Source organism: Tardiphaga sp. 768_D3_N2_1 (assembly GCF_052076105.1).
Lineage (GTDB): Bacteria > Pseudomonadota > Alphaproteobacteria > Rhizobiales > Xanthobacteraceae > Tardiphaga.
In genome coordinates this window covers 3,004,688-3,023,323 of record NZ_CP197245.1, presented here as the reverse complement: position 1 = coordinate 3,023,323, position 18,636 = coordinate 3,004,688, and the positions used below count along the sequence as shown (strand labels likewise).

The window sequence follows — 18,636 nt, the reverse complement described above, 5'->3', positions numbered from 1 at the left end:
CAAAAATCCTGAGCAACATGGCCCCATACAATGGGCGCGCAACGGGGTGATTGCTTTTCAAACGCGTGTATGAAACTATCGTTTGAGCGTCGGGAAATGTCAATGTGCGCCTGATGGCATATTGCATCTGCTCAGCGCCTTCGCCCCCGCGCGGATCTGTGTCGCATTTGCAGAGACAATTTTGCTCTTGCGGTGATCCGGCGACGGGACAACAGTGCCGCCAAAGATTTTCAAGAAACAAAGAGGATCGCCCCATGGACTTCAATATGTCGGACCGCCAGCGCGAATGGCTCGAGCGCGTCTCCTCCTTCATGACCAAGCATGTCCGCCCCGCCGTGCCGATCTATCGCAAGCAGGACGAAGAGGGAGAGCGCTGGAAGGTGATCCCCATCGTCGAGGAATTGAAGAAGCTGGCGAAGGCTGAAGGCCTGTGGAACATGTTCATGCCGCCGTCGTCGCATGAAGATGACGAATTCCACGGTGCGGGCCTGACCAATCTCGAATATGCGCTGCTCGCCGAACAGATGGGTCACATCGGCTGGGCCTCGGAAGTCTTCAACTGCTCCGCGCCGGACACTGGCAATATGGAAGTGTTCATGCGCTACGGCACCAAGGAGCACAAACAGAAGTGGCTGAAGCCGCTGATGAACGGCGAGATCCGTTCCGCCTTCCTGATGACCGAGCCGGCCGTCGCATCTTCGGACGCGACCAATATCGAAACCTCGATCAAGCGTGACGGCGATCATTATGTGATCAACGGCCGCAAGTGGTGGTCGTCGGGCGTCGGCGATCCGCGCTGCAAGATCGCGATCGTGATGGGCAAGACTGATCCGAACGCGCCGAAGCATCAGGCCCAGTCGCAGATCCTGGTGCCGCTCGACACCCCCGGCATCACCATCGAGAAGATGCTGCCGGTGTTCGGCTTCGATGACGCGCCGCATGGCCATGCCCAGGTGCTGCTCGAAAACGTGCGCGTGCCCGCCAGCAACATCCTGCTCGGCGAAGGCCGCGGCTTCGAGATCGCGCAGGGCCGTCTCGGTCCGGGCCGTATCCATCACTGCATGCGCACCATCGGCAAGGCCGAGGAAGCGCTGGAGAAGATGGTCCGCCGCCTGCAGTCGCGTACCGCCTTCGGCAAGAAGATCATCGAATATTCGATCTGGGAGCAGCGCATCGCTGAAGCCCGCACCGATATCGAGATGAACCGTCTGCTCTGCCTCAAGGCCGCCGACATGATGGACAAGGTCGGCAACAAGACCGCCCAGCTCGAAATCGCGATGATCAAGGTCTCCGGCCCGAACATGGCGCTGAAGATCATCGACAACGCGATCCAGGCCTTCGGCGCCGCCGGCGTGTCCGACGATGCGGGCCTCGCCCGCGACTATGCGTCGATGCGCACCATGCGGCTTGCGGACGGCCCGGACGAGGTGCACAACCGTGCCATCGCCCGGCTCGAACTGCGCAAGTATGCCAATGAGGCAAAGCACTAAAGCTCGGCACCAAGAAGAAACGCTAAGCGGAGACTGACGTGACCGATGGTGTGAAGCGCGACGACGAGTATAACGGCACGAGGCCTGTCGAGGAGCGGCATCGCTTCGACGAGATGAGCCTCGAGGCCTGGATGCGCGAGCATGTGGAAGGCTATGAGGGACCGCTGACCGTCCTGCAGTTCAAGGGCGGACAGAGCAACCCGACCTATCGGCTGAATACGCCGAAGCGTTCCTACGTGATGCGGCGCAAGCCGTTCGGCAAGCTTCTGCCATCGGCGCACGCCGTCGATCGCGAATACAAGGTGATCGCGGCGCTCGGCAAGCAGGGCTTCCCGGTCGCCAAGGCCTATGCGCTGTGCACCGATGACGCCGTCATCGGCTCGGCGTTCTACATCATGTCGATGGAAGACGGCCGGATCTTCTGGGATCCGGCGCTGCCATCGGTGCCGAAGGAAGACCGCCGTGCGATCTTCACGGCGAAGATCGAGACGCTGGCGCAGCTGCACAGCTACGATCCGGAGAAGATCGGGCTGGGGGACTTCGGCCGCCCCGGCAATTACTTTGCGCGCCAGGTCGATCGCTGGACCAAGCAGTACCGTGCTTCCGAGACGCAGCTTATTCCGGAAATGGAACGGCTGATCGAATGGCTGCCGACCTCGGTTCCGGAGCAGGAGCGGGTGTCGGTGGTGCATGGCGACTATCGCATCGACAACATGGTGTTCAACGCCACGCAGCCGAAGGTGCAGGCGGTTCTCGATTGGGAGCTGTCGACATTGGGCGACCCGATGGCCGACTTCACCTATCTCTTGATGCAGTGGATCATGCCGGGCCTCGACGGGCTCGATTTCAAGGCGCTCAACATTCCCACCATGGACGAGGCCGCGAAGATCTATTGCGACTATGCCGGCCGCAAGACCGTACCGGACCTCAACTGGTACTATTGCTACAACCTGTTCCGGCTCACCGGCATTCTGCAGGGCATCGCCGGCCGCGTTCGCGACGGCACCGCGTCGTCAGCCAAGGCGATGGAATCCGCCAAGCGCACCGTGCCGCTGGCGCAGGCCTCGTGGAAATACGCGCAGCTCGCCGGCGCGAAATAGACGAGCACGGCCGTAGGATGGGTAGAGCGAAGGCGCTTTCGCGCCGAAGCGAAACCCATCGGTGGCTGCCATGAAAGCGATGGGTTTCGCTGCGCTCTACCCATCCTACGCATCTTCTGGACGCCCCGCCAAGAAGGGCCGGCCGCTGGGAATTGCTGCCGCTACGATCGACCTGGAAACGCACGTGGGGCTCTCTCCCAATCTTCACGGCAGCCTGTTGATGGCCGCCGCCATGGCCAGCTTCAGCGTCACTGACGCGATGTCCAAATTCCTGCTCGCACAGATGAATTTTGGGCAGTTGGTGCTGCTGCGCGGCATCGTTGCGAGCCTGCTGATCGCTGCATTGGCCGCGCATCGCAGAGCGTTGCGACCGCTGCGGGTGCTGTTCGCTGCGCCGGTGGCGCTGCGCATCATAGGCGAGGTCGGCGGCACGGTTCTGTTTCTGCAGGCCATCACGCATCTGCCGCTGGCCAATGTGGCGGCGATCATTCTGTCGCAGCCGCTCGCGATCACGCTCGGCGCGGTGCTGATCCTCGGCGAGCGTGTCGGCTGGCGCCGCTGGCTGGCGATCACCGCGGGCTTTGCCGGCGTCCTGATCATCGTGCGGCCGGGCGCGGCGGGCTTCAACCAGTTCACCTTGCTGGCGCTCGGCGCGGTCGCGTTCTATGCGCTGCGCGATCTCGCGACCAAGAAAATTCCGGCGGACATTCCTGCGCTCTTCGTGACGCTGCTGACCACCGTTGTGATGACGCTGGTCGGAGGCGGGCTGATGGTTCCGCTTGGCGGCTGGGCCGAGCCGTCGGCTTCGGCGCTCCTGTTGCTGGCCGTCGCCGCGGTGCTGGTGCTGATCGGCTATCAATGCGTGATCATGGCGCTGCGCATCGGCGATGTCTCCGCGGTGGCGCCGTTTCGCTACACGCAACTGCTCTGGGCCATGCTGCTCGGCTATCTGATGTTCGGCGATGTGCCCGATGGCGCGATGATCCTCGGTGCTATCGTCATCGTGGCGTCGGGTCTTTACGCGTTCCATCGCGAGCGTATTCGCAACCGCGAGATGCCGCGCGCAGCGGAGGCTTCCGGCGTGCCGATCGATAGCGATGACAGCAGGGACGAGCGAAGCATTCGTGTGTCGTGACGCCGGCCTTGGCGCCATGCAGATATGCGCAGCTCGTGAGCGTCAAATGAAGGGCCTGGACGTGCCCGTCGTCTGGCTCGCATCTCCGTTTTAGTGCACATGAGAAGCTACTCTTTTGCGCCGACTCGTCGGCTTCAGCGGCAGCCATTCCAGAAGAATCCCGGCGGTTACTTTGTCTCTCCCTCCCAATCTTCGCGGCAGCGTGCTGATGGCTGTTGCCATGGCCGGCTTCAGCCTGAATGACGCCGTCACGAAATTTCTCACCGCGCAGATGAATTTCGGCCAGGTGATGCTGGTGCGCGGTGTCATCGCCGGCGTGCTGGTGTTCGGGCTCGCTTATTATCAGCAGGCGTTGCGGCCCGTGAGCATCCTGTTCAGGCTGCCGGTGGCGCTGCGGGTGTTCGGCGAGATCGGCGGCACGGTCACGTTCCTCGCATCCATCACCTATCTGCCGCTCGCCAATACATCGGCGATCTTCCAGTCGCTGCCGCTGGCGATCACGCTCGGCGCGGCAGTGATCTTCGGCGAGCCCGTCGGTTGGCGGCGCTGGCTGGCGATCCTCGCCGGCTTTATCGGCGTGCTGATCGTGGTGCGGCCGGGTGTGGAGGGCTTCAACCAGTTCGCATTGCTGGCGCTGATCTCGGTGGGCTTCTGCACGATCCGCGATCTCGCCACCAGCCGGATTCCCAAGGAGATCCCGTCGCTGTTCGTGACACTGCTGACCACCTGCGTCGTTGCCGTGGTCGGCGGTGCGATCATGGTGCCGCTCGGCGGCTGGACACGGCCGTCGAACGGCGCGCTCGGCCTGTTGCTGCTCGCCGCCGTGCTGGTGCTGATCGGCTATCAATGCGTGATCATGGCGCTGCGGGCCGGAGACATCTCCGCGGTGGCGCCGTTTCGCTACACGCAGCTGCTGTGGGCGATGCTGCTGGGCTATCTCATCTTTGGCGACGCCCCCGATGCGGCGATGATCCTCGGCGCATCGGTGATCGTGGCGTCAGGCCTCTATGCGTTCCATCGCGAGCGCATCCGCAATCGCGAGCAACTCGTGTCGGCGAAGGCATCCGCGCTGCCGACGGAGGGGTTATGAACTGACCCTGAAGAGGGCGGTCAGAGCGACATCAGGCCAGCGCATAGTGAATGGCAGGGACGCGTGAGCCATCTGGCTCGCTTGTCCGTTTTGGTGCAGATGACGCGCAATCATCTGGCCTGAGTCTTGCTCTGCTCAGCCTGTTTGCTCGGCTCGTACTCACCCAGGATTGTTTTGCCTCTCTCTTCCAATCTGCGCGGCAGCCTGCTGATGGCTGTCTCCATGGCGTCTTTCAGCGTCAACGACGCCATCGCCAAATTTCTGACCGTGCAGATGCATTTCAGTCAGGTGATGATGTTGCGCGGGCTGTTTGCCAGCGTGCTGATCGGTGCGCTGGCGGCGCATCAGGGCGCGCTGCGGCCGCTGCGGCTGCTGTTCGTGCCGTCAGTGGCGCTGCGCATCTGCGGGGAGATCGGCGGCTCGGCGCTGTTCCTGGTCGCGGTGAGCGCGCTGCCGCTCGCCAATGTGACCGCCATCGTTCAATCGCTGCCGCTGGTGATGACCTGCGGCGCCGTGCTGATCCTGGGCGAGCCGGTGGGGTGGCGGCGGTGGCTGGCGATTGCCGCGGGCTTCGTCGGCGTGCTGATCATCGTGCGGCCAGGTGCCGAGGGGTTCAGCCAGTTCACTTTGGTGGCGCTGCTGTCGGTGTTGTTCTACGCCACACGCGATCTCGTCACCAAACGCATCCCGGCCGAAATTCCCACGCTGTTCGTGACCTTCCTCACCGCCGTTGCGGTCACGCTGGGGGGAGCGGCACTCGCCGTGATGCACGGGGACTGGCGGGCGCCATCCCTTCATGCGCTCGCACTGCTTGCGCTGGCGGCGGTGATGACGCTGATCGGCTTCCAGTGCGTCATCCTCGCGCTGCGCGTCGGTGACGTTTCGTCGGTCGCGCCGATGCGCTATTCGCAGATGCTGTATGCGATGCTGCTGGGCTATCTGGTCTTCGGTGACGTACCCGATGCCATGATGGTGCTCGGCGCGAGTGTCATCGTGCTATCCGGCATCTACACATTCCACCGCGAGCGCGTCCGCGACCGTTTGCTGGCTGCGAATTCGTCCAACGCTCCGCCGGATGGCGTGTAGCGCGGCGATTGCGCCGCGCTACAGTGATGCAACTTAGATCGGCTTGCCCGCATAAGGCATCGACGCCGTGAGGCCGCCGTCCACCGGGATTGCCTGGCCATTCACATAGGACGCTTCGTCGCTCGCCAAAAACAGTCCCATCGCTGCGAGCTCATGCGGCTGGCCGGCGCGCTTCAGCGGATTGAGCTGGCCGATCTTGCCCTGCGTGCCGCGCTCCTTGGCATTGTCGAAGATCGGCTTGGTCATGCCGGTCTCGATCAGGCCGGGGCATACGGCATTGATGCGCACGCCGGTGCCGGACAGCGAATAGGCCGTGGTCTGCACCAGGCTGATGACGCCGGCTTTGCTGGACGCATAGGGATGGCCGGACGCACCGGACTTCAGGCCTGCGACGGAGGCGGTGAGAACGATCGAGCCGTGGCCCTGTTTCACCATATGCGGCATGGAATGCTTGATCGCGAGGAACGGCCCGATCAGATTGATGCGCAGGATTTCCTGCCATTGCTCGACGGTCTGTTCCAGCAGCGGCACGAGGCCGCCCGACACGCCGGCATTGGCCCAGATCGCATCGAGTTTGCCGTATTTGGACACGGCCTTGTCGATGAAGGCTTTCACGTCGCTCTCGGAACCCGCATCGGCGGTGACGGCCTCGATGGTACCGCCGGCGTCGCTCACGAGTTTCGCGGTCTCATGCACGCTCTCGCTGCGATCGACGATGATGAGCTTCGCGCCTTCCTTCGCGAACAGTTGCGCGGCGGCGCGGCCGATGCCGCTGCCTGCGCCGGTGATGATGACGGATTTGCCTGCGAGGCGACCCATAAGTTTCTCCCTGTATGTTTTTTGTGCGGCGTGCCGCCATATGGAATTCAATGAGACGTGCCAGGCTGCAAAGATGCTTGAGGCGCTTCGCGCTCTGACGTACGACAAATGAAACAGTATTGAAGGGTGGTCACGATGTCCAACGCCGAGAAACCGTTCGTGGCGCAGCATACGGTCCCACAGGGAGCGACGGCGACGCGGTGGTGGTGGGTGAGACACGCACCGGTGCGGGGGGACGGCGGCAACATCTACGGCCAGAAGGATATGGACTGCGACTGCAGCGATACCGTGGTGTTCAGCGCCGTTAGCAAGATCCTGCCGCGCAATGCCGTATGGTTCTCCAGCAATCTGAAACGCACGCATCAGACCGCGAGCGCCATCTGGGCCGCGGGCTTTCCGAAACCCGACACGATGCCGCATGAAACGGATTTCGCCGAACAGCATCTCGGCGACTGGCAGGGCATGAACCGCGCCGCGTTCTTCGCCAGCCGTCCCATCAATGTCGGCAGTTACTGGTTTGCGCCGATCGACGAGCCATCGCCGAATGGCGAAAGCTTCATGGATCTCTACAACCGCGTCCGTCGCGGTATCGACCGCATCAATGCCGAGCACGCCGGCAAGGACATTGTCGCGGTGGCGCATGGTGGCACGATCAAGGCGGCCATCGGCCTTGCGCTCAACGATCAGCCGGATCGCGGTCTCGCTTTCACCATCGACAATTGCTCGGTGACGCGGCTCGATCATCTCGCCAGCGACGGCCATAGCGGCTGGCGCATTCCGATGGTCAACCAGCAGCCATGGATCGCCGATCCCTCGCATGCAGCGATGCATCAGCCGGCAGGGCCGGAAGTGATGCCGACGAAACTGGCTTAGATATCTCAGCCGTCATTGCGAGGAGCGAAGCGACGCGGCAATCCAGTTCTTTACTTCGAGAAAGGAAGACTGGATTGCTTCGTCGCCAAGAGGCTCCTCGCAATGACGACGGAGAGAACAACAAACAACAATAGGGAGAAACACACATGAACCTGTTCGACATGACCGGAAAAACCGCCGTCATCACCGGCTCGACGCGTGGCATCGGCCGCGCCATTGCCGAGCGCATGGCCGAGCATGGCGCCAAGGTGGTGATCTCGTCGCGCAAGCAGGATGTCTGCGACGAGGTGGCGAAGGAAATCAACGCGCAGTTCGGTGTGGGGACTGCAGTGGCGATCGCCGCGAATATCTCGAGCAAGGAAAACCTGCAGAACCTCGTCGACGAGAGCAAGAAAGCGTTCGGCAAGATCGACGTGCTGGTGTGCAATGCTGCGTCGAATCCGTATTACGGACCGCTGGCCGGTATTTCCGACGATCAGTTCCGCAAGATTCTCGACAACAACATCGTCGCCAACAACTGGCTGACCAGCATGGTCGTGCCGGACATGATCGAACGCAAGGATGGCGCGGTCATCATCGTGTCGTCGATCGGCGGGTTGAAAGGCTCGACGATCCTGGGCGCCTATGCGATCTCGAAAGCGGCCGACATGCAGCTCGCGCGCAATCTCGCCTGCGAATACGGCAAGTTCAATGTGCGCGTGAACTGCATTGCGCCTGGCCTCATCAAGACCGACTTTGCGAAAGCGCTGTGGGACAATCCGGAGAACCTCAAGGCCTCTACCGCACGCTCGCCGCTGCTGCGCATCGGCGTCCCCGATGAAATCGCGGGCGCCGCGGTGTTCTTAGGGTCCGCGGCCGGGAATTTCATGACCGGCCAGACCATGGTGATCGACGGCGGCGCTACGATTAGTTGAGATCAAACTCGTCGTTCCGGGGCGCACTCTTGCGCGAACCCCAGCCACTCCAATTGGAGTGGCTGGGAATCCCGAAGTGATGAACACTCTGATATTCCGGGTCTGAGCTTCGGTCGGCTACGCCGACTTGCGCTCATCCTCAGCCACTCCAATTGGAGTGGCGGGGAATGACGAGTGTGGTGTTCGCCGAGGGTCTTAGTCTTCCACCGCCGCGTAGACCAAACTCCGGATCAGCGTGCGGAAATATTCCCGCTGGCCCGGTCCCTGCGACATGAACACCGCGAACAGTTCTTCCTGCGGATCGATCCAGAAGAACGTGCCGGCGACGCCGCTCCAGAAGAACTGACCCTTCGATCCCGCATAGGGCGCGTGACCATCGTCCGTCCGCACGGCGAAGCCGAGGCCGAAACTGTGGCCGGGCGGCACGAGATGCGTCTCCAGCTTCACATTGGGGCTGAGGTGATTGGATGCCATCAGATGCAGCGTGCGGCTGCCGATCACGCGGTTGCCGTCCAGCGTGCCGCCATTGAGCAGCATCTGGCAGAAGCGCGCATAGTCCATGGTCTTTGATACGAGGCCGCCGCCGCCAGATTCCATCTTAGGAATTTCCAGCGGGTCGAACAGCGCGACTTTGTCGCCGGTCCAGGGATCGGTGGGGAAGGGCTGGGCGATACGGTCCTTGTTCGCGCCTGCTGTGTGGAAGCCGGTCTCGGCCATCTGCAGCGGCGCCAGAATGCGTTCGGTGAGATAGGAGCCCAGCGACTTGCCGGACACGACCTCGATGACGCGGCCGAGAATGTCGGTGGAGCGGCTGTAATTCCACTCGGAGCCGGGCTGGCAGATCAGCGGCAGGGCGGCGACGATCTTCGCGTGTTCTTCATTGGTGATGTCGCGATTGCGCAGGTTCGACTTCTGGTACATCCGCTGCACCATGCCGTTGCCGGTGATCTCGTAGGAAATGCCCGAGGTGTGGCGCAGCAGGTCCTGGATGGTGATCGGGCGCAGCGGCAGCGCCAGTTCGAGCGCGCCGTTGCGCTCGACGCCAACCTTGGTATCGGCGAATTCGGGGATGTATTTGGCGAGCGGATCGTTGAGCAGGATGTAACCGTCCTCGACCAGCTGCATGATGCCCAATGAGACGATCGGCTTGGTCATGGAGAAGATGCGGAACAGGCTGTCGCGGGTCATCGCTGCCCCGCCATCCGGCGTCTGCTTGCCGAAGGCCTCGAAATAGCCGATCTGGCCGCGGCGGGAGACCAGCATGGTGACGCCCGGCGTGGTGCCCTTGTCGATCTCGCGCCTGAACGCGTCCGACATGATTTGAAGACGGTTTGATGACAATCCCAGCGTTTCCGGCCGGGCCTGCGGCAACTCGGGGGTAAGCACCGGGGTCTCAGGGGACGTGGCGTGTTTTGCGGCAGTTTGGGCGTTCATGAGGGCTCCCGATAGCTCTTTGATTGATCTTGTCATTTGCCGGCTTACATAGGGGGCTCGCCGGCATGGTTGGAGAAGCTTGGCCCAGAAGTTCGGGCTTGAACAGGGCCGTTTTCCCTTGTAACCAGCCGCCGGTTTGGTGTGCCACGCATGGGCGTCGGCAAAACAGGTGGATCAATGGCCAAAGCAAAATTTGAACGTAACAAGCCGCACTGCAACATTGGTACGATCGGTCACGTTGACCACGGCAAGACGTCGCTGACGGCGGCGATCACGAAGGTGCTCGCGGAGACGGGCGGTGCGTCGTTCACCGCTTACGACCAGATCGACAAGGCGCCGGAAGAGAAGGCGCGCGGCATCACCATCTCGACCGCTCACGTCGAATACGAGACCGCCAACCGCCACTACGCTCACGTCGACTGCCCCGGCCACGCCGACTATGTGAAGAACATGATCACCGGCGCCGCGCAGATGGACGGCGCGATCCTGGTCGTGTCGGCTGCCGACGGCCCGATGCCGCAGACCCGCGAGCACATCCTGCTCGCCCGCCAGGTCGGCGTGCCGGCGCTGGTCGTGTTCCTGAACAAGTGCGACATGGTCGACGATCCGGAACTGCTCGAGCTCGTGGAAATGGAAGTCCGCGAACTGCTGTCGAAGTACGACTTCCCGGGCGATGACATTCCGATCGTCAAGGGTTCGGCGCTCGCTGCGCTCGAAGACTCGAATCGTGCGCTCGGCCACGACGCCATTCAAGAGCTGATGAAGAACGTCGACAGCTACATCCCGCAGCCGGAGCGTCCGGTTGACCAGCCGTTCCTGATGCCGGTGGAAGACGTGTTCTCGATCTCGGGCCGTGGTACGGTCGTGACCGGCCGCGTCGAGCGCGGCATCGTCAAGGTCGGCGAGGAAATCGAAATCGTCGGCATCCGCGCCACGCAGAAGACGATCTGCACCGGCGTTGAAATGTTCCGCAAGCTGCTCGATCAGGGCCAGGCCGGCGACAACATCGGCGCGCTGCTGCGCGGCACCAAGCGTGAAGACGTCGAGCGCGGCCAGGTGCTGTGCAAGCCGGGTTCGGTGAAGCCGCACACCAAGTTCAAGGCCGAGGCCTACATCCTGACCAAGGAAGAGGGTGGCCGTCACACGCCGTTCTTCACCAACTACCGTCCGCAGTTCTACTTCCGCACCACCGACGTGACCGGTGTTGTGCATCTGCCGGAAGGCACCGAAATGGTGATGCCGGGCGACAACATCGCCATGGAAGTGCACCTGATCGTGCCGATCGCCATGGAAGAGAAGCTGCGCTTCGCCATCCGTGAAGGCGGCCGCACCGTCGGTGCAGGCGTGGTGGCCTCGATTATCGAGTAATCGATTAAAGACGGCGGGCAGGGGGCAGTTCCCTTGCCCGCCGTTTTGATTCCGGCGGGATTTGATTTCGGAGGGGCGCTTCGCCTCTTGCAAATCAGGCGTCGCATATGCTTCAAACGGCGCGGAAATGACGGTGCGCCGTTTTCCTGTAGGGGTGTAGCTCAGTTGGTAGAGTACCGGTCTCCAAAACCGGTTGTCGTAGGTTCGAGCCCTACCGCCCCTGCCATTCTATCTCTCTGAAATTGCCGCTGTTTCATCGCTCGTTCGTCGGCTTGAGCCGAGAACGTGCTGTGAATTGAACCCAATTGGGACCATCAGGTTTTCAGAAAGCTGGCCTATAGGGCGGCAATCGTTTCCGACAGCCTCTCGTCCGGCGCCCAAGCAGTAAACAAGTAGAGATCAAACCACCTCTTCAGGTCGTGACTGACACTTTGGTTCCCGCGAGGCAAACGGGTCTCGTCGTGTCATGTCGGTCCTCGGGGGGGGCAAGGTCTCCCTCTTTCTTCAGTATTTACATATGCTTACATGGAGTTGGCGACTACCCGTAAACTGGCAGGCGTTATTCAACTTTAGTTAGAACGGAACTCATTAACGTCGTTTAAGTTGACTATCGTCCACGTTGTGCGAGAATTTCCGCAAGCGAGCGCTTAGCGCATTGGAGAGTTAGTATGAAGTCCCTTCAATCAGCTGATCTAACGCAGGTTGGCATGCTTTTCCGGCGCGAAGCAAAGCTCGCGAAGGCCGAGGCAGACAAGCGCGGGTTGAAATCCTCTGGTACAGACGCGCAGGGACGCTTTTGGTCTCCGAGTCTTGACGAGCCTGTTGTGGACAACAACGTCATTGAAGAGCACCTGCCAAAAATTGCTTAGAGCGTGCCGCCCGTCGAACCGCCTTATTGCCTGTGCATCGCCGGCCCGAACGGAAGTGGAAAGTCGACTCTAGTCCGCGCGCTTCGACGCATTGCTCAATTGCGCGACTGGATCGATCCGGACGTTGTCGCATCTGACCTCCGCGGGCGGCCGGAAAACATCCCGTACTCCGACGAACACCTGTCTCGAATAGCTTTTCGTCAAGCTCGCTACATGAGAGTCGAGTACGCTCGAGCAGGACAATCGTTTGGGTTCGAGACCGTTTATTCGCATCCCTCGAATCTCGACTTCCTGCGGACGCTCACAGCGTTCGGCTATAAAGTTGACCTGTATTTTGTTTGCACAGAAAGCCCAGAAATCAACATGCAGCGCGTGGCCAACCGAGCTGCATCCGGTGGGCACGACGTCCCACTCGATCGCATTCGCACGAGGTGGTCGAAGTCCATTGAAGTGCTTCTAGCTTCGCTGCCCTTCATTGAACGGATCGCGTTGTTTGATAACTCTTCCGAGCAGGCCGACGCCAGATTTGACGCCGAAATCAAGCTGGACGGCGCTCAACGCACAATAAAACTAAATCACTCGCAAGAGCCTTTGTCAGATTGGGCTTACAGCTTAGTCATAAGGCAGTTCTCACTTCAGGCTATCCAACCAGCGCCGGAATTTACAGATTCCGGCCTGTATAAGTACGTATCCAACAAATTGCCCAAAGACCTTCACACGCGGCGTGATGCCATCCTGAATCGGTTCCTGATCTAAGAACTTGTGACACGCGACCATTCTGCATACAGCAGAAGTCGCGCCGAGCGGCCGGCTCAGGCCTTTCAGGGATAGTAAAACGAGGCCGCACCGTCCTTTGTGTAGATCCAGGTGCCGTCCTCGTAAAACTGTGCACCCCCACTCGGGGAATGCCACCAGCCTGCATCGCGCCAGAATGCGCGGGTGCCGTCGATACCGTAAATGTTGTCATCGATCCGGTAAAAGGCGGCCGTGCCGTCTTTTGCGTAGATCCACTGTTCGTCAGCCATGTCCGAGACTCTCGTACCGATATGTGCTGCATGTAAACCGCTGGCGGGATGTCGACAACTATGCTGGCGACGGCAGCGTGAGCCATGTCTGGAACGTCTTCTGGCAAGTCGCGGGAAGCCGGTGATGCCCGGTCAACTGAACTGCCGCTTTTCCGGCGCTGCGACCACGCGGTTGCGGCCCGCGTCCTTGGCGCCATAGAGTGCGCGATCGGTGCGCGCCAGAATGTCTTCCGGCGCATCATTGGGCCTGATGGCGCTGATCCCGGCGGACATCGTCAGAGTCAGATCCTGCGCAATCGCTGACCAGTTCAGTTCCGTGATCAGGCTGCGCAATCGATTCAGCGTCTGGATCGCACGATCGATGTCGGTATCCGGCAGGATCAACAGAAATTCCTCGCCGCCCTGACGGCCGAACCTGTCAGTGGTGCGGATATTGGCGAAGATCGAGACGGCGAAGGCGCGCAGCACTTCATCGCCCACCGGATGTCCGAAGTGATCATTGATTGTCTTGAAGTGATCGAGGTCGATGATCGCGATGCAGCAGGTTGTGGCGTTGCGCTGGACCCTGGCGATCTCATCGTTCAGGCACTGCATGATGGAGCGCCGGTTCAGTGCACCGGTGAGCTCGTCGAGTTGCGCCAGTTCCTCGATCCGCGCATTGGCGGCTGCAAGGTCGTTGCTGCGATGATACAGCAGCTCGCGCATCGAGTTGCCGTAGAGGCCGGCGCTGGCACAGCGGCCAAGCGCGGTGACGAAACAGGCCAGCGCCAGAGCGCGCTCGGCCGTTGTTGCCATGGGAATGCTGATCGGTTTGTCGGTCATCAGAAACAGCAGTGCGAGGCCCAGCGTTGCAGTGGACCAGACGATGGCGGTCTGGCGCGCACTCATGCGGAGTGCGGCGAAGCCGAGCACGACGAAAATGATGGAGATGAAGTAGAAGCCGATCTGGGGCACGAGATAGATCGCGCCGATCTGGACGACGATGCTGACGACGGAGAGGGGGACCGTGAGATAGGGATCCTTGAAGCGGTCGTTGACCTGGATCTCCGAGAGATAGGTCGCAATGCCGACGACAGCGAGCCTGATGGCCAGATACACGACGGCCGTCGCCACCGTGGTGACGCCGATCATGGCGTAGAGCAGCAGGATCGCGGTATCGATCAGATAGCTCGACGCCTGAGCGATATAGGCGGTTCGCCGCCGCGCGATCTGCAGCGCCGAATGTTTGCTGACATCTGTCGCGGGAGCGTCGATTCCCCCGGACAGGGTGCTGATGCTGGTCATTCGCTGCATGCCCGTCGCATTGCTGACTAAGTCAGCAATCTGCTGATCAAAGCATTCAGGTCTGCTAATGCGTCAACTCGCTGCGGTATTCAGGTAGTTCTCGATGTTTTAGTCTGGCCGCGGGGTTAATGGAATCTGACGGACCGCGGGGCAATTTGCTCGATAGGCTGATGGCCATGTCCGGCATCGGCATCGAATTCCGCTGATCATGCGCGATCGTGCGCAAGCCAGATTTGCTTCGCATGGCCTGCCTGCGGCGTGCGGTCGCGGCGATGAACCTAGCTTGCCGCGCGCGCGACACACCCGTTGGGAATTCAGCCGGAAGTCGAGAATGAAATTACATGTGACGTTCGTCGTGGGGGCCACGACGTTGCTGTTGTCGTCCTTTGGTCTTTTGTCATTGAGCTATGGCGCTCATGCCGCCGATCTGCTCTGGCAGGTGGAAAGTCCATTTCGCTTCTTCAAGAATGCCGCGTCCTTCGCGATGTATGAGCGCGGCTATCCTGCTGCGCGTAACGAATTGGTGCAGCCGCCCGCCGATGTGGTGTGGCGCACCGAGCGGCGGCTCAACGATCCCGATTGCCGCGACATGACCAGCCCGACCAGTTGCGCCGATACCGCGCGGGCGCGCTACGATCGCTCGCGTCTCGGCTGGGCGTCGCAGACCATCGACGCCGTCTGCTACGACAGCCGGCAGGGCCGCTATCTCGCGAGTTGCGACCGCCGCTATTCGTGGGGCACGGCCAAGGAAGATTACGTGTTGCCGGATGCGCATACAGTGCTGATCCGGCTGTCGCCCGAGCGCATTGCCGAAGCCGGCGCGTATGATTGCGTGTGGAGCTGGACGCCGCGGCGGCCGGGCAGCAGGACGGAGACCGCAACGCAATCCTGCGCGACGCCGCTCAAGATCACGCGCCTGCCTTATGCCGTCGATCGCAACCTGTCCGGTGCGTCGGTCCAGGTCAAATTGCCCGACGGTCGTATGTTGAACGACCCGCAAGTCGTGGTCGAGGATCTGTTCATCGTGGCGCTCGGCGATTCCTTTGCCTCGGGCGAAAGCAATCCGGACGTTCCGGTGACGTTCAGCGCCGTCCGCGAGATGGTCTACGATCCGACCCTGATGCGCGAGGAGATGGCGACACGTAGCACCGCCAAGTCGCTGCAGAAGCTCGATCTCTCCTCGGGAACGGGGTTCGACTACAAGAACCTGCCGCGGCGCAAGCTCGCCGACGAGGAGCAGGAGCTGTATTTCCCGCTCGCGTCCGCGCAGTTCGACAAGGCTTTCAACGCCGCCAATCCGCGCTGGCTCAGCCCCGATTGTCACCGCTCGCAATACGGCTATCCGTTTCGCGTCGGCCTGCAGCTCAGTCTGGAGAACCCGCACCGGTCGATCACGCTGGTCAGTCTGGCCTGCACCGGCTCGGAGGTCACCGAAGGTCTCTTCCTCGAGAAGAAGGCGCGCGAGGGCGCCGGCAACGCGATGGTGCGTTCGCAGCTCGATCAACTCGCCGATCTGATCTGCAAAAGCCCTGCGGGCCGCACGCAGCGTGCGACTTACAATCTGCCGACCTATTCGAGCGGCAGCGTGCAGGTTGCGAACACGCCGGTCACGAAATCCTGGTGTGCGCCGAACGAGCGCAAGCGGCCCATCGATACGCTGCTGCTGTCGATCGGCGGCAACGATGTCGGCTTCTCGCCGCTGATGGTCTATGCGATGACCGAATCCGCCGGCGATCTCGCGCCGATCGCGAACCTGCTCGGCAAGCAGATCCGGTTCTCGCCGCAGGTGTCGCGCGCCTATATGGAGCAGCTCGACGAGCGCATGGTGGCGCTCCGCGATGCCTTGCGCGACGGTTTTGGCGTGGCGCCCGCGAAGGTGCTGCAGACGGCTTACGAGCCGATCCAGTTCGACGAGACGGGCGCCCTGTGCGGCGCGCAGCCGACACTCGGCCTCGACGTCCACAAGAAGCTGTCGCTGTCGCGCGAACGGCTGGCCGAGACGGTGAGCTTTCTCAACGATTTCTTCACCCGGACCGCCTGCATCACCAACGGACGGGGCGGTGGCTGCCCGGCGCTGGCCACCGGCGCCGGAACCGGCTTCCAGCTGATCACCGATCACCAGAGCGAATTCACCAAGCGCGGTCTCTGCGCGCGCGATCCGAAGCGGCCGCAGGCGGACGGCGAGGCGATGGCGATGCCGCGGCGCTGGATCGGCAAGGAGGAGTTCACACCCTATTCGCCGGCGGCCTATCTGCCCTATGCGTCGCGCTGGCGCCTGTTCCGGACCCCGAATGACGCGTTTCTGACCGCAAACGTCCATGCGACGGGCTTCACCCAGTTCGACATCCTGCAGCCGGTCTATGCGGCCATGTATAGCGGGGCGGTGCATCCGACCGCGGAGGGCCACGCCATCGTCGCCGATCACGTGGTCCGGCATGTCCGCGCGGCGGTGCGGAAGTAGGCGTCCTGACGGGAAGGGCTGCCGTCCTGGCTCCGTCATGCGCGGGCTTGTCCCGCGTATCCACGCCTTTCTTCAACCATATCAAAGACGTGCATGGCCGGGACGAGTTCGGCCATGACGGTGCAGGGGGCTGGGCAGGGTCCTCCCGGACCAGTTGGAGTTCTTGACCTTTCGGCTCTCCTGCCATACAAAGCGCCACTCGCTGTCGGCCCGTTTTGACGGACTTCCGACGCGGCTTTGATCTCCAGACAAAAGAGCTCTTTTGGCGGCTCATCCTTGGCAAAGATTCCTGGTAGCAGGTTCTTCGGCAATGGGTTGGGCGCAAGAGGGCTGTTCGGATTCCTGAAACCTAACAATCGTCTCACGACGGACGCGGATCACATAACGATGGCTTTCAGCCCGTTCAAATTCCTGCAGGAAGTGCGCACCGAGACCAACAAGGTCACGTGGCCTTCGCGACGCGAGACGACCATCACCACCATCATGGTGTTCGTCATGGTGGCGCTGTCGTCGATCTTCTTTTTCGCGGCGGATCAGATCATCCGCTACCTCGTATCGTTTTTGCTCACGATGCACTAACTCGGAACTGAATTATGAGCATGCGCTGGTACATCGTTCACGCCTATTCGAATTTCGAAAAGAAGGTGATGGAGTCGATCAAGGAACAGGCCAAGCAGCGTGGCCTGGAAGACCTGTTCGAGCAGATTCTGGTTCCGACCGAGAAGGTCACCGAAGTGCGTCGCGGTCGCAAGATGGACGCCGAGCGCAAGTTCTTCCCGGGCTACGTGCTGGTGAAGATGCAGCTCACCGACGAAGCATTTCATCTGATCAAGAACACCCCGAAGGTCACGGGCTTCCTCGGCGCGGAAAACAAGCCGATGCCGATTTCGGAAGCCGAGGCGATGCGCATTCTGCACCAGGTGCAGGAAGGCGTGGAGCGCCCGAAGGCGTCGGTGTCGTTCGAGATCGGCGAGAACGTGAAGGTGGCCGATGGCCCATTCGCGTCGTTCTCCGGCGTCGTCGAGGAAATCGACGAGGCACGCTCGCGCGTGAAGGTCGCAGTGTCGATCTTCGGCCGCGCCACGCCGGTCGAACTGGAATTCGGTCAGGTCGAGAAGGTCTGATCGCAATAGCGTAGAGCGCGTCTCTGCGTTTCGAAGGCCGTGGGAGGAAGAGGGCGGTTGCCAGCCGTTTTCGACCGAACCACGAAACCTGAAACAGCCGGTCGTCGATCGGCACAACAGGAGTGACACATGGCAAAGAAAGTGACCGGATACCTGAAGCTTCAGGTGCCGGCCGGTGCGGCGAACCCTTCGCCCCCGATCGGTCCCGCGCTTGGTCAGCGCGGTTTGAACATCATGGAATTCTGCAAAGCGTTCAACGCGCAGACGCAGAAGGAAGAAAAGAACACCCCAATCCCGGTGGTGATCACGATCTATGCCGATCGTTCGTTCACCTTCGCCCTCAAGACCCCCCCGATGTCCTTCTTCATCAAGAAGGCCGCCAAGCTCACCTCCGGCTCCAAGCTGCCGGGTCGTGACAAGGCCGGCGCGGTGACCAAAGCGCAGGTGCGCGAGATCGCCGAAGCAAAGATGAAGGATCTGAATTGCGACACCATTGAATCGGCCATGAAGATGGTTGAGGGCTCTGCCCGTTCGATGGGCGTCGAGGTCGCGGGGTAAACGGTC

The 18,636-nt window shown here is 61.5% G+C and carries 18 protein-coding genes and 1 tRNA gene; 15 read left to right on the top strand and 4 right to left on the bottom strand.

Annotated elements, in window-relative coordinates:
- Nucleotides 1-254 precede the first annotated feature (254 nt).
- The 5 genes from AB8A27_RS14110 (at nt 255) to AB8A27_RS14090 (ending at nt 5,901) form a co-directional block, all read left to right on the top strand.
- Nucleotides 255-1,490: an acyl-CoA dehydrogenase family protein gene (locus AB8A27_RS14110; protein WP_441242419.1), complete on the top strand. Its 1,236-nt coding sequence runs from the start codon at nt 255-257 to the stop codon at nt 1,488-1,490.
- 38 nt (nt 1,491-1,528) lie between these two features.
- Nucleotides 1,529-2,590 (top strand): phosphotransferase family protein, encoded by a 1,062-nt coding sequence (locus AB8A27_RS14105; RefSeq protein WP_441242418.1) that lies wholly within the window; start codon nt 1,529-1,531, stop codon nt 2,588-2,590.
- A gap of 70 nt (nt 2,591-2,660) precedes the next feature.
- On the top strand, nt 2,661-3,725 hold the full coding sequence (locus tag AB8A27_RS14100; protein ID WP_441244910.1) for a DMT family transporter: 1,065 nt from the start codon (nt 2,661-2,663) through the stop codon (nt 3,723-3,725).
- A 202-nt stretch (nt 3,726-3,927) separates the two neighbouring features.
- Entirely contained in the window at nt 3,928-4,815 is an 888-nt protein-coding gene (locus AB8A27_RS14095; RefSeq protein WP_441244909.1) for a DMT family transporter, read from the top strand.
- 174 nt (nt 4,816-4,989) lie between these two features.
- The gene (locus AB8A27_RS14090) at nt 4,990-5,901 is read left to right on the top strand and encodes a DMT family transporter (RefSeq protein WP_441242417.1); all 912 of its coding nucleotides are present in this window, start codon (nt 4,990-4,992) and stop codon (nt 5,899-5,901) included.
- 33 nt (nt 5,902-5,934) lie between these two features.
- On the opposite strand, the gene AB8A27_RS14085 is transcribed toward AB8A27_RS14090, so the two are convergent.
- Nucleotides 5,935-6,720 carry an SDR family NAD(P)-dependent oxidoreductase gene (locus AB8A27_RS14085; protein WP_441242416.1) on the bottom strand — a complete coding sequence of 262 codons (786 nt, stop codon included), beginning with the start codon at nt 6,718-6,720 and terminating at the stop codon, nt 5,935-5,937.
- Nucleotides 6,721-6,855: 135 nt separating this feature from the next.
- On the opposite strand from AB8A27_RS14085, the gene AB8A27_RS14080 reads away from it, so the two are divergent.
- Both AB8A27_RS14080 and AB8A27_RS14075 read left to right on the top strand, forming a co-directional pair.
- On the top strand, nt 6,856-7,593 hold the full coding sequence (locus tag AB8A27_RS14080; RefSeq protein ID WP_441242415.1) for a histidine phosphatase family protein: 738 nt from the start codon (nt 6,856-6,858) through the stop codon (nt 7,591-7,593).
- A 146-nt stretch (nt 7,594-7,739) separates the two neighbouring features.
- Nucleotides 7,740-8,507 (top strand): SDR family NAD(P)-dependent oxidoreductase, encoded by a 768-nt coding sequence (locus AB8A27_RS14075; protein WP_441242414.1) that lies wholly within the window; start codon nt 7,740-7,742, stop codon nt 8,505-8,507.
- Between the two features lie 195 nt (nt 8,508-8,702).
- Here AB8A27_RS14075 and AB8A27_RS14070 read toward each other — a convergent pair whose 3' ends face one another.
- The gene (locus tag AB8A27_RS14070; RefSeq protein ID WP_441242413.1) at nt 8,703-9,941 is read right to left on the bottom strand and encodes a serine hydrolase domain-containing protein; all 1,239 of its coding nucleotides are present in this window, start codon (nt 9,939-9,941) and stop codon (nt 8,703-8,705) included.
- 177 nt (nt 9,942-10,118) lie between these two features.
- Here AB8A27_RS14070 and tuf point away from each other — a divergent pair, with 177 nt between their 5' ends.
- The 4 genes from tuf to AB8A27_RS14050 all read left to right on the top strand — a co-directional run bounded on the left by tuf (nt 10,119) and on the right by AB8A27_RS14050 (nt 12,934).
- Nucleotides 10,119-11,309, top strand: coding sequence for an elongation factor Tu (gene tuf, locus AB8A27_RS14065; RefSeq protein WP_115029402.1), 1,191 nt, complete (start codon nt 10,119-10,121; stop codon nt 11,307-11,309).
- 150 nt (nt 11,310-11,459) lie between these two features.
- A tRNA-Trp gene (locus tag AB8A27_RS14060) sits at nt 11,460-11,535 on the top strand.
- Between the two features lie 442 nt (nt 11,536-11,977).
- A complete protein-coding gene (locus AB8A27_RS14055) occupies nt 11,978-12,178 on the top strand; it encodes a hypothetical protein (protein WP_441242412.1) in 201 nt (66 codons plus the stop codon).
- A 3-nt stretch (nt 12,179-12,181) separates the two neighbouring features.
- Nucleotides 12,182-12,934, top strand: coding sequence for an AAA family ATPase (locus AB8A27_RS14050; RefSeq protein WP_441242411.1), 753 nt, complete (start codon nt 12,182-12,184; stop codon nt 12,932-12,934).
- A 65-nt stretch (nt 12,935-12,999) separates the two neighbouring features.
- On the opposite strand, the gene AB8A27_RS14045 is transcribed toward AB8A27_RS14050, so the two are convergent.
- Together AB8A27_RS14045 and AB8A27_RS14040 are read right to left on the bottom strand one after the other, a co-directional pair.
- Nucleotides 13,000-13,203 (bottom strand): hypothetical protein, encoded by a 204-nt coding sequence (locus AB8A27_RS14045; RefSeq protein WP_441242410.1) that lies wholly within the window; start codon nt 13,201-13,203, stop codon nt 13,000-13,002.
- 132 nt (nt 13,204-13,335) lie between these two features.
- On the bottom strand, nt 13,336-14,487 hold the full coding sequence (locus AB8A27_RS14040; RefSeq protein ID WP_441242409.1) for a GGDEF domain-containing protein: 1,152 nt from the start codon (nt 14,485-14,487) through the stop codon (nt 13,336-13,338).
- Between the two features lie 331 nt (nt 14,488-14,818).
- Here AB8A27_RS14040 and AB8A27_RS14035 point away from each other — a divergent pair, with 331 nt between their 5' ends.
- The 4 genes from AB8A27_RS14035 (at nt 14,819) to rplK (ending at nt 18,630) form a co-directional block, all read left to right on the top strand.
- Nucleotides 14,819-16,948: a hypothetical protein gene (locus AB8A27_RS14035; protein ID WP_441242408.1), complete on the top strand. Its 2,130-nt coding sequence runs from the start codon at nt 14,819-14,821 to the stop codon at nt 16,946-16,948.
- 387 nt (nt 16,949-17,335) lie between these two features.
- Nucleotides 17,336-17,527: a preprotein translocase subunit SecE gene (gene secE, locus AB8A27_RS14030; RefSeq protein WP_441242407.1), complete on the top strand. Its 192-nt coding sequence runs from the start codon at nt 17,336-17,338 to the stop codon at nt 17,525-17,527.
- Between the two features lie 14 nt (nt 17,528-17,541).
- Nucleotides 17,542-18,072, top strand: a complete 531-nt coding sequence (gene nusG / locus AB8A27_RS14025) for a transcription termination/antitermination protein NusG (RefSeq protein WP_092151984.1) — start codon at nt 17,542-17,544, stop codon at nt 18,070-18,072.
- Nucleotides 18,073-18,201: 129 nt separating this feature from the next.
- Nucleotides 18,202-18,630 carry a 50S ribosomal protein L11 gene (gene rplK, locus AB8A27_RS14020; RefSeq protein WP_068731528.1) on the top strand — a complete coding sequence of 143 codons (429 nt, stop codon included), beginning with the start codon at nt 18,202-18,204 and terminating at the stop codon, nt 18,628-18,630.
- The last annotated feature ends 6 nt before the right edge of the window (nt 18,631-18,636 follow it).

Bases quoted from the DNA above. Each gene is read 5' to 3' on its own strand.
- rplK (WP_068731528.1), top strand. From the start codon at position 18,202: ATGGCAAAGAAAGTGACCGGATACCTGAAGCTTCAGGTGCCGGCCGGT.
- AB8A27_RS14055 (WP_441242412.1), top strand. From the start codon at position 11,978: ATGAAGTCCCTTCAATCAGCTGATCTAACGCAGGTTGGCATGCTTTTC.
- AB8A27_RS14085 (WP_441242416.1), bottom strand. From the start codon at position 6,720: ATGGGTCGCCTCGCAGGCAAATCCGTCATCATCACCGGCGCAGGCAGC.
- AB8A27_RS14080 (WP_441242415.1), top strand. From the start codon at position 6,856: ATGTCCAACGCCGAGAAACCGTTCGTGGCGCAGCATACGGTCCCACAG.
- secE (WP_441242407.1), top strand. From the start codon at position 17,336: ATGGCTTTCAGCCCGTTCAAATTCCTGCAGGAAGTGCGCACCGAGACC.
- AB8A27_RS14110 (WP_441242419.1), top strand. From the start codon at position 255: ATGGACTTCAATATGTCGGACCGCCAGCGCGAATGGCTCGAGCGCGTC.
- nusG (WP_092151984.1), top strand. From the start codon at position 17,542: ATGAGCATGCGCTGGTACATCGTTCACGCCTATTCGAATTTCGAAAAG.
- AB8A27_RS14045 (WP_441242410.1), bottom strand. From the start codon at position 13,203: ATGGCTGACGAACAGTGGATCTACGCAAAAGACGGCACGGCCGCCTTT.
- AB8A27_RS14070 (WP_441242413.1), bottom strand. From the start codon at position 9,941: ATGAACGCCCAAACTGCCGCAAAACACGCCACGTCCCCTGAGACCCCG.
- AB8A27_RS14100 (WP_441244910.1), top strand. From the start codon at position 2,661: ATGAAAGCGATGGGTTTCGCTGCGCTCTACCCATCCTACGCATCTTCT.
- AB8A27_RS14075 (WP_441242414.1), top strand. From the start codon at position 7,740: ATGAACCTGTTCGACATGACCGGAAAAACCGCCGTCATCACCGGCTCG.
- AB8A27_RS14040 (WP_441242409.1), bottom strand. From the start codon at position 14,487: ATGACCAGCATCAGCACCCTGTCCGGGGGAATCGACGCTCCCGCGACA.
- tuf (WP_115029402.1), top strand. From the start codon at position 10,119: ATGGCCAAAGCAAAATTTGAACGTAACAAGCCGCACTGCAACATTGGT.
- AB8A27_RS14035 (WP_441242408.1), top strand. From the start codon at position 14,819: ATGAAATTACATGTGACGTTCGTCGTGGGGGCCACGACGTTGCTGTTG.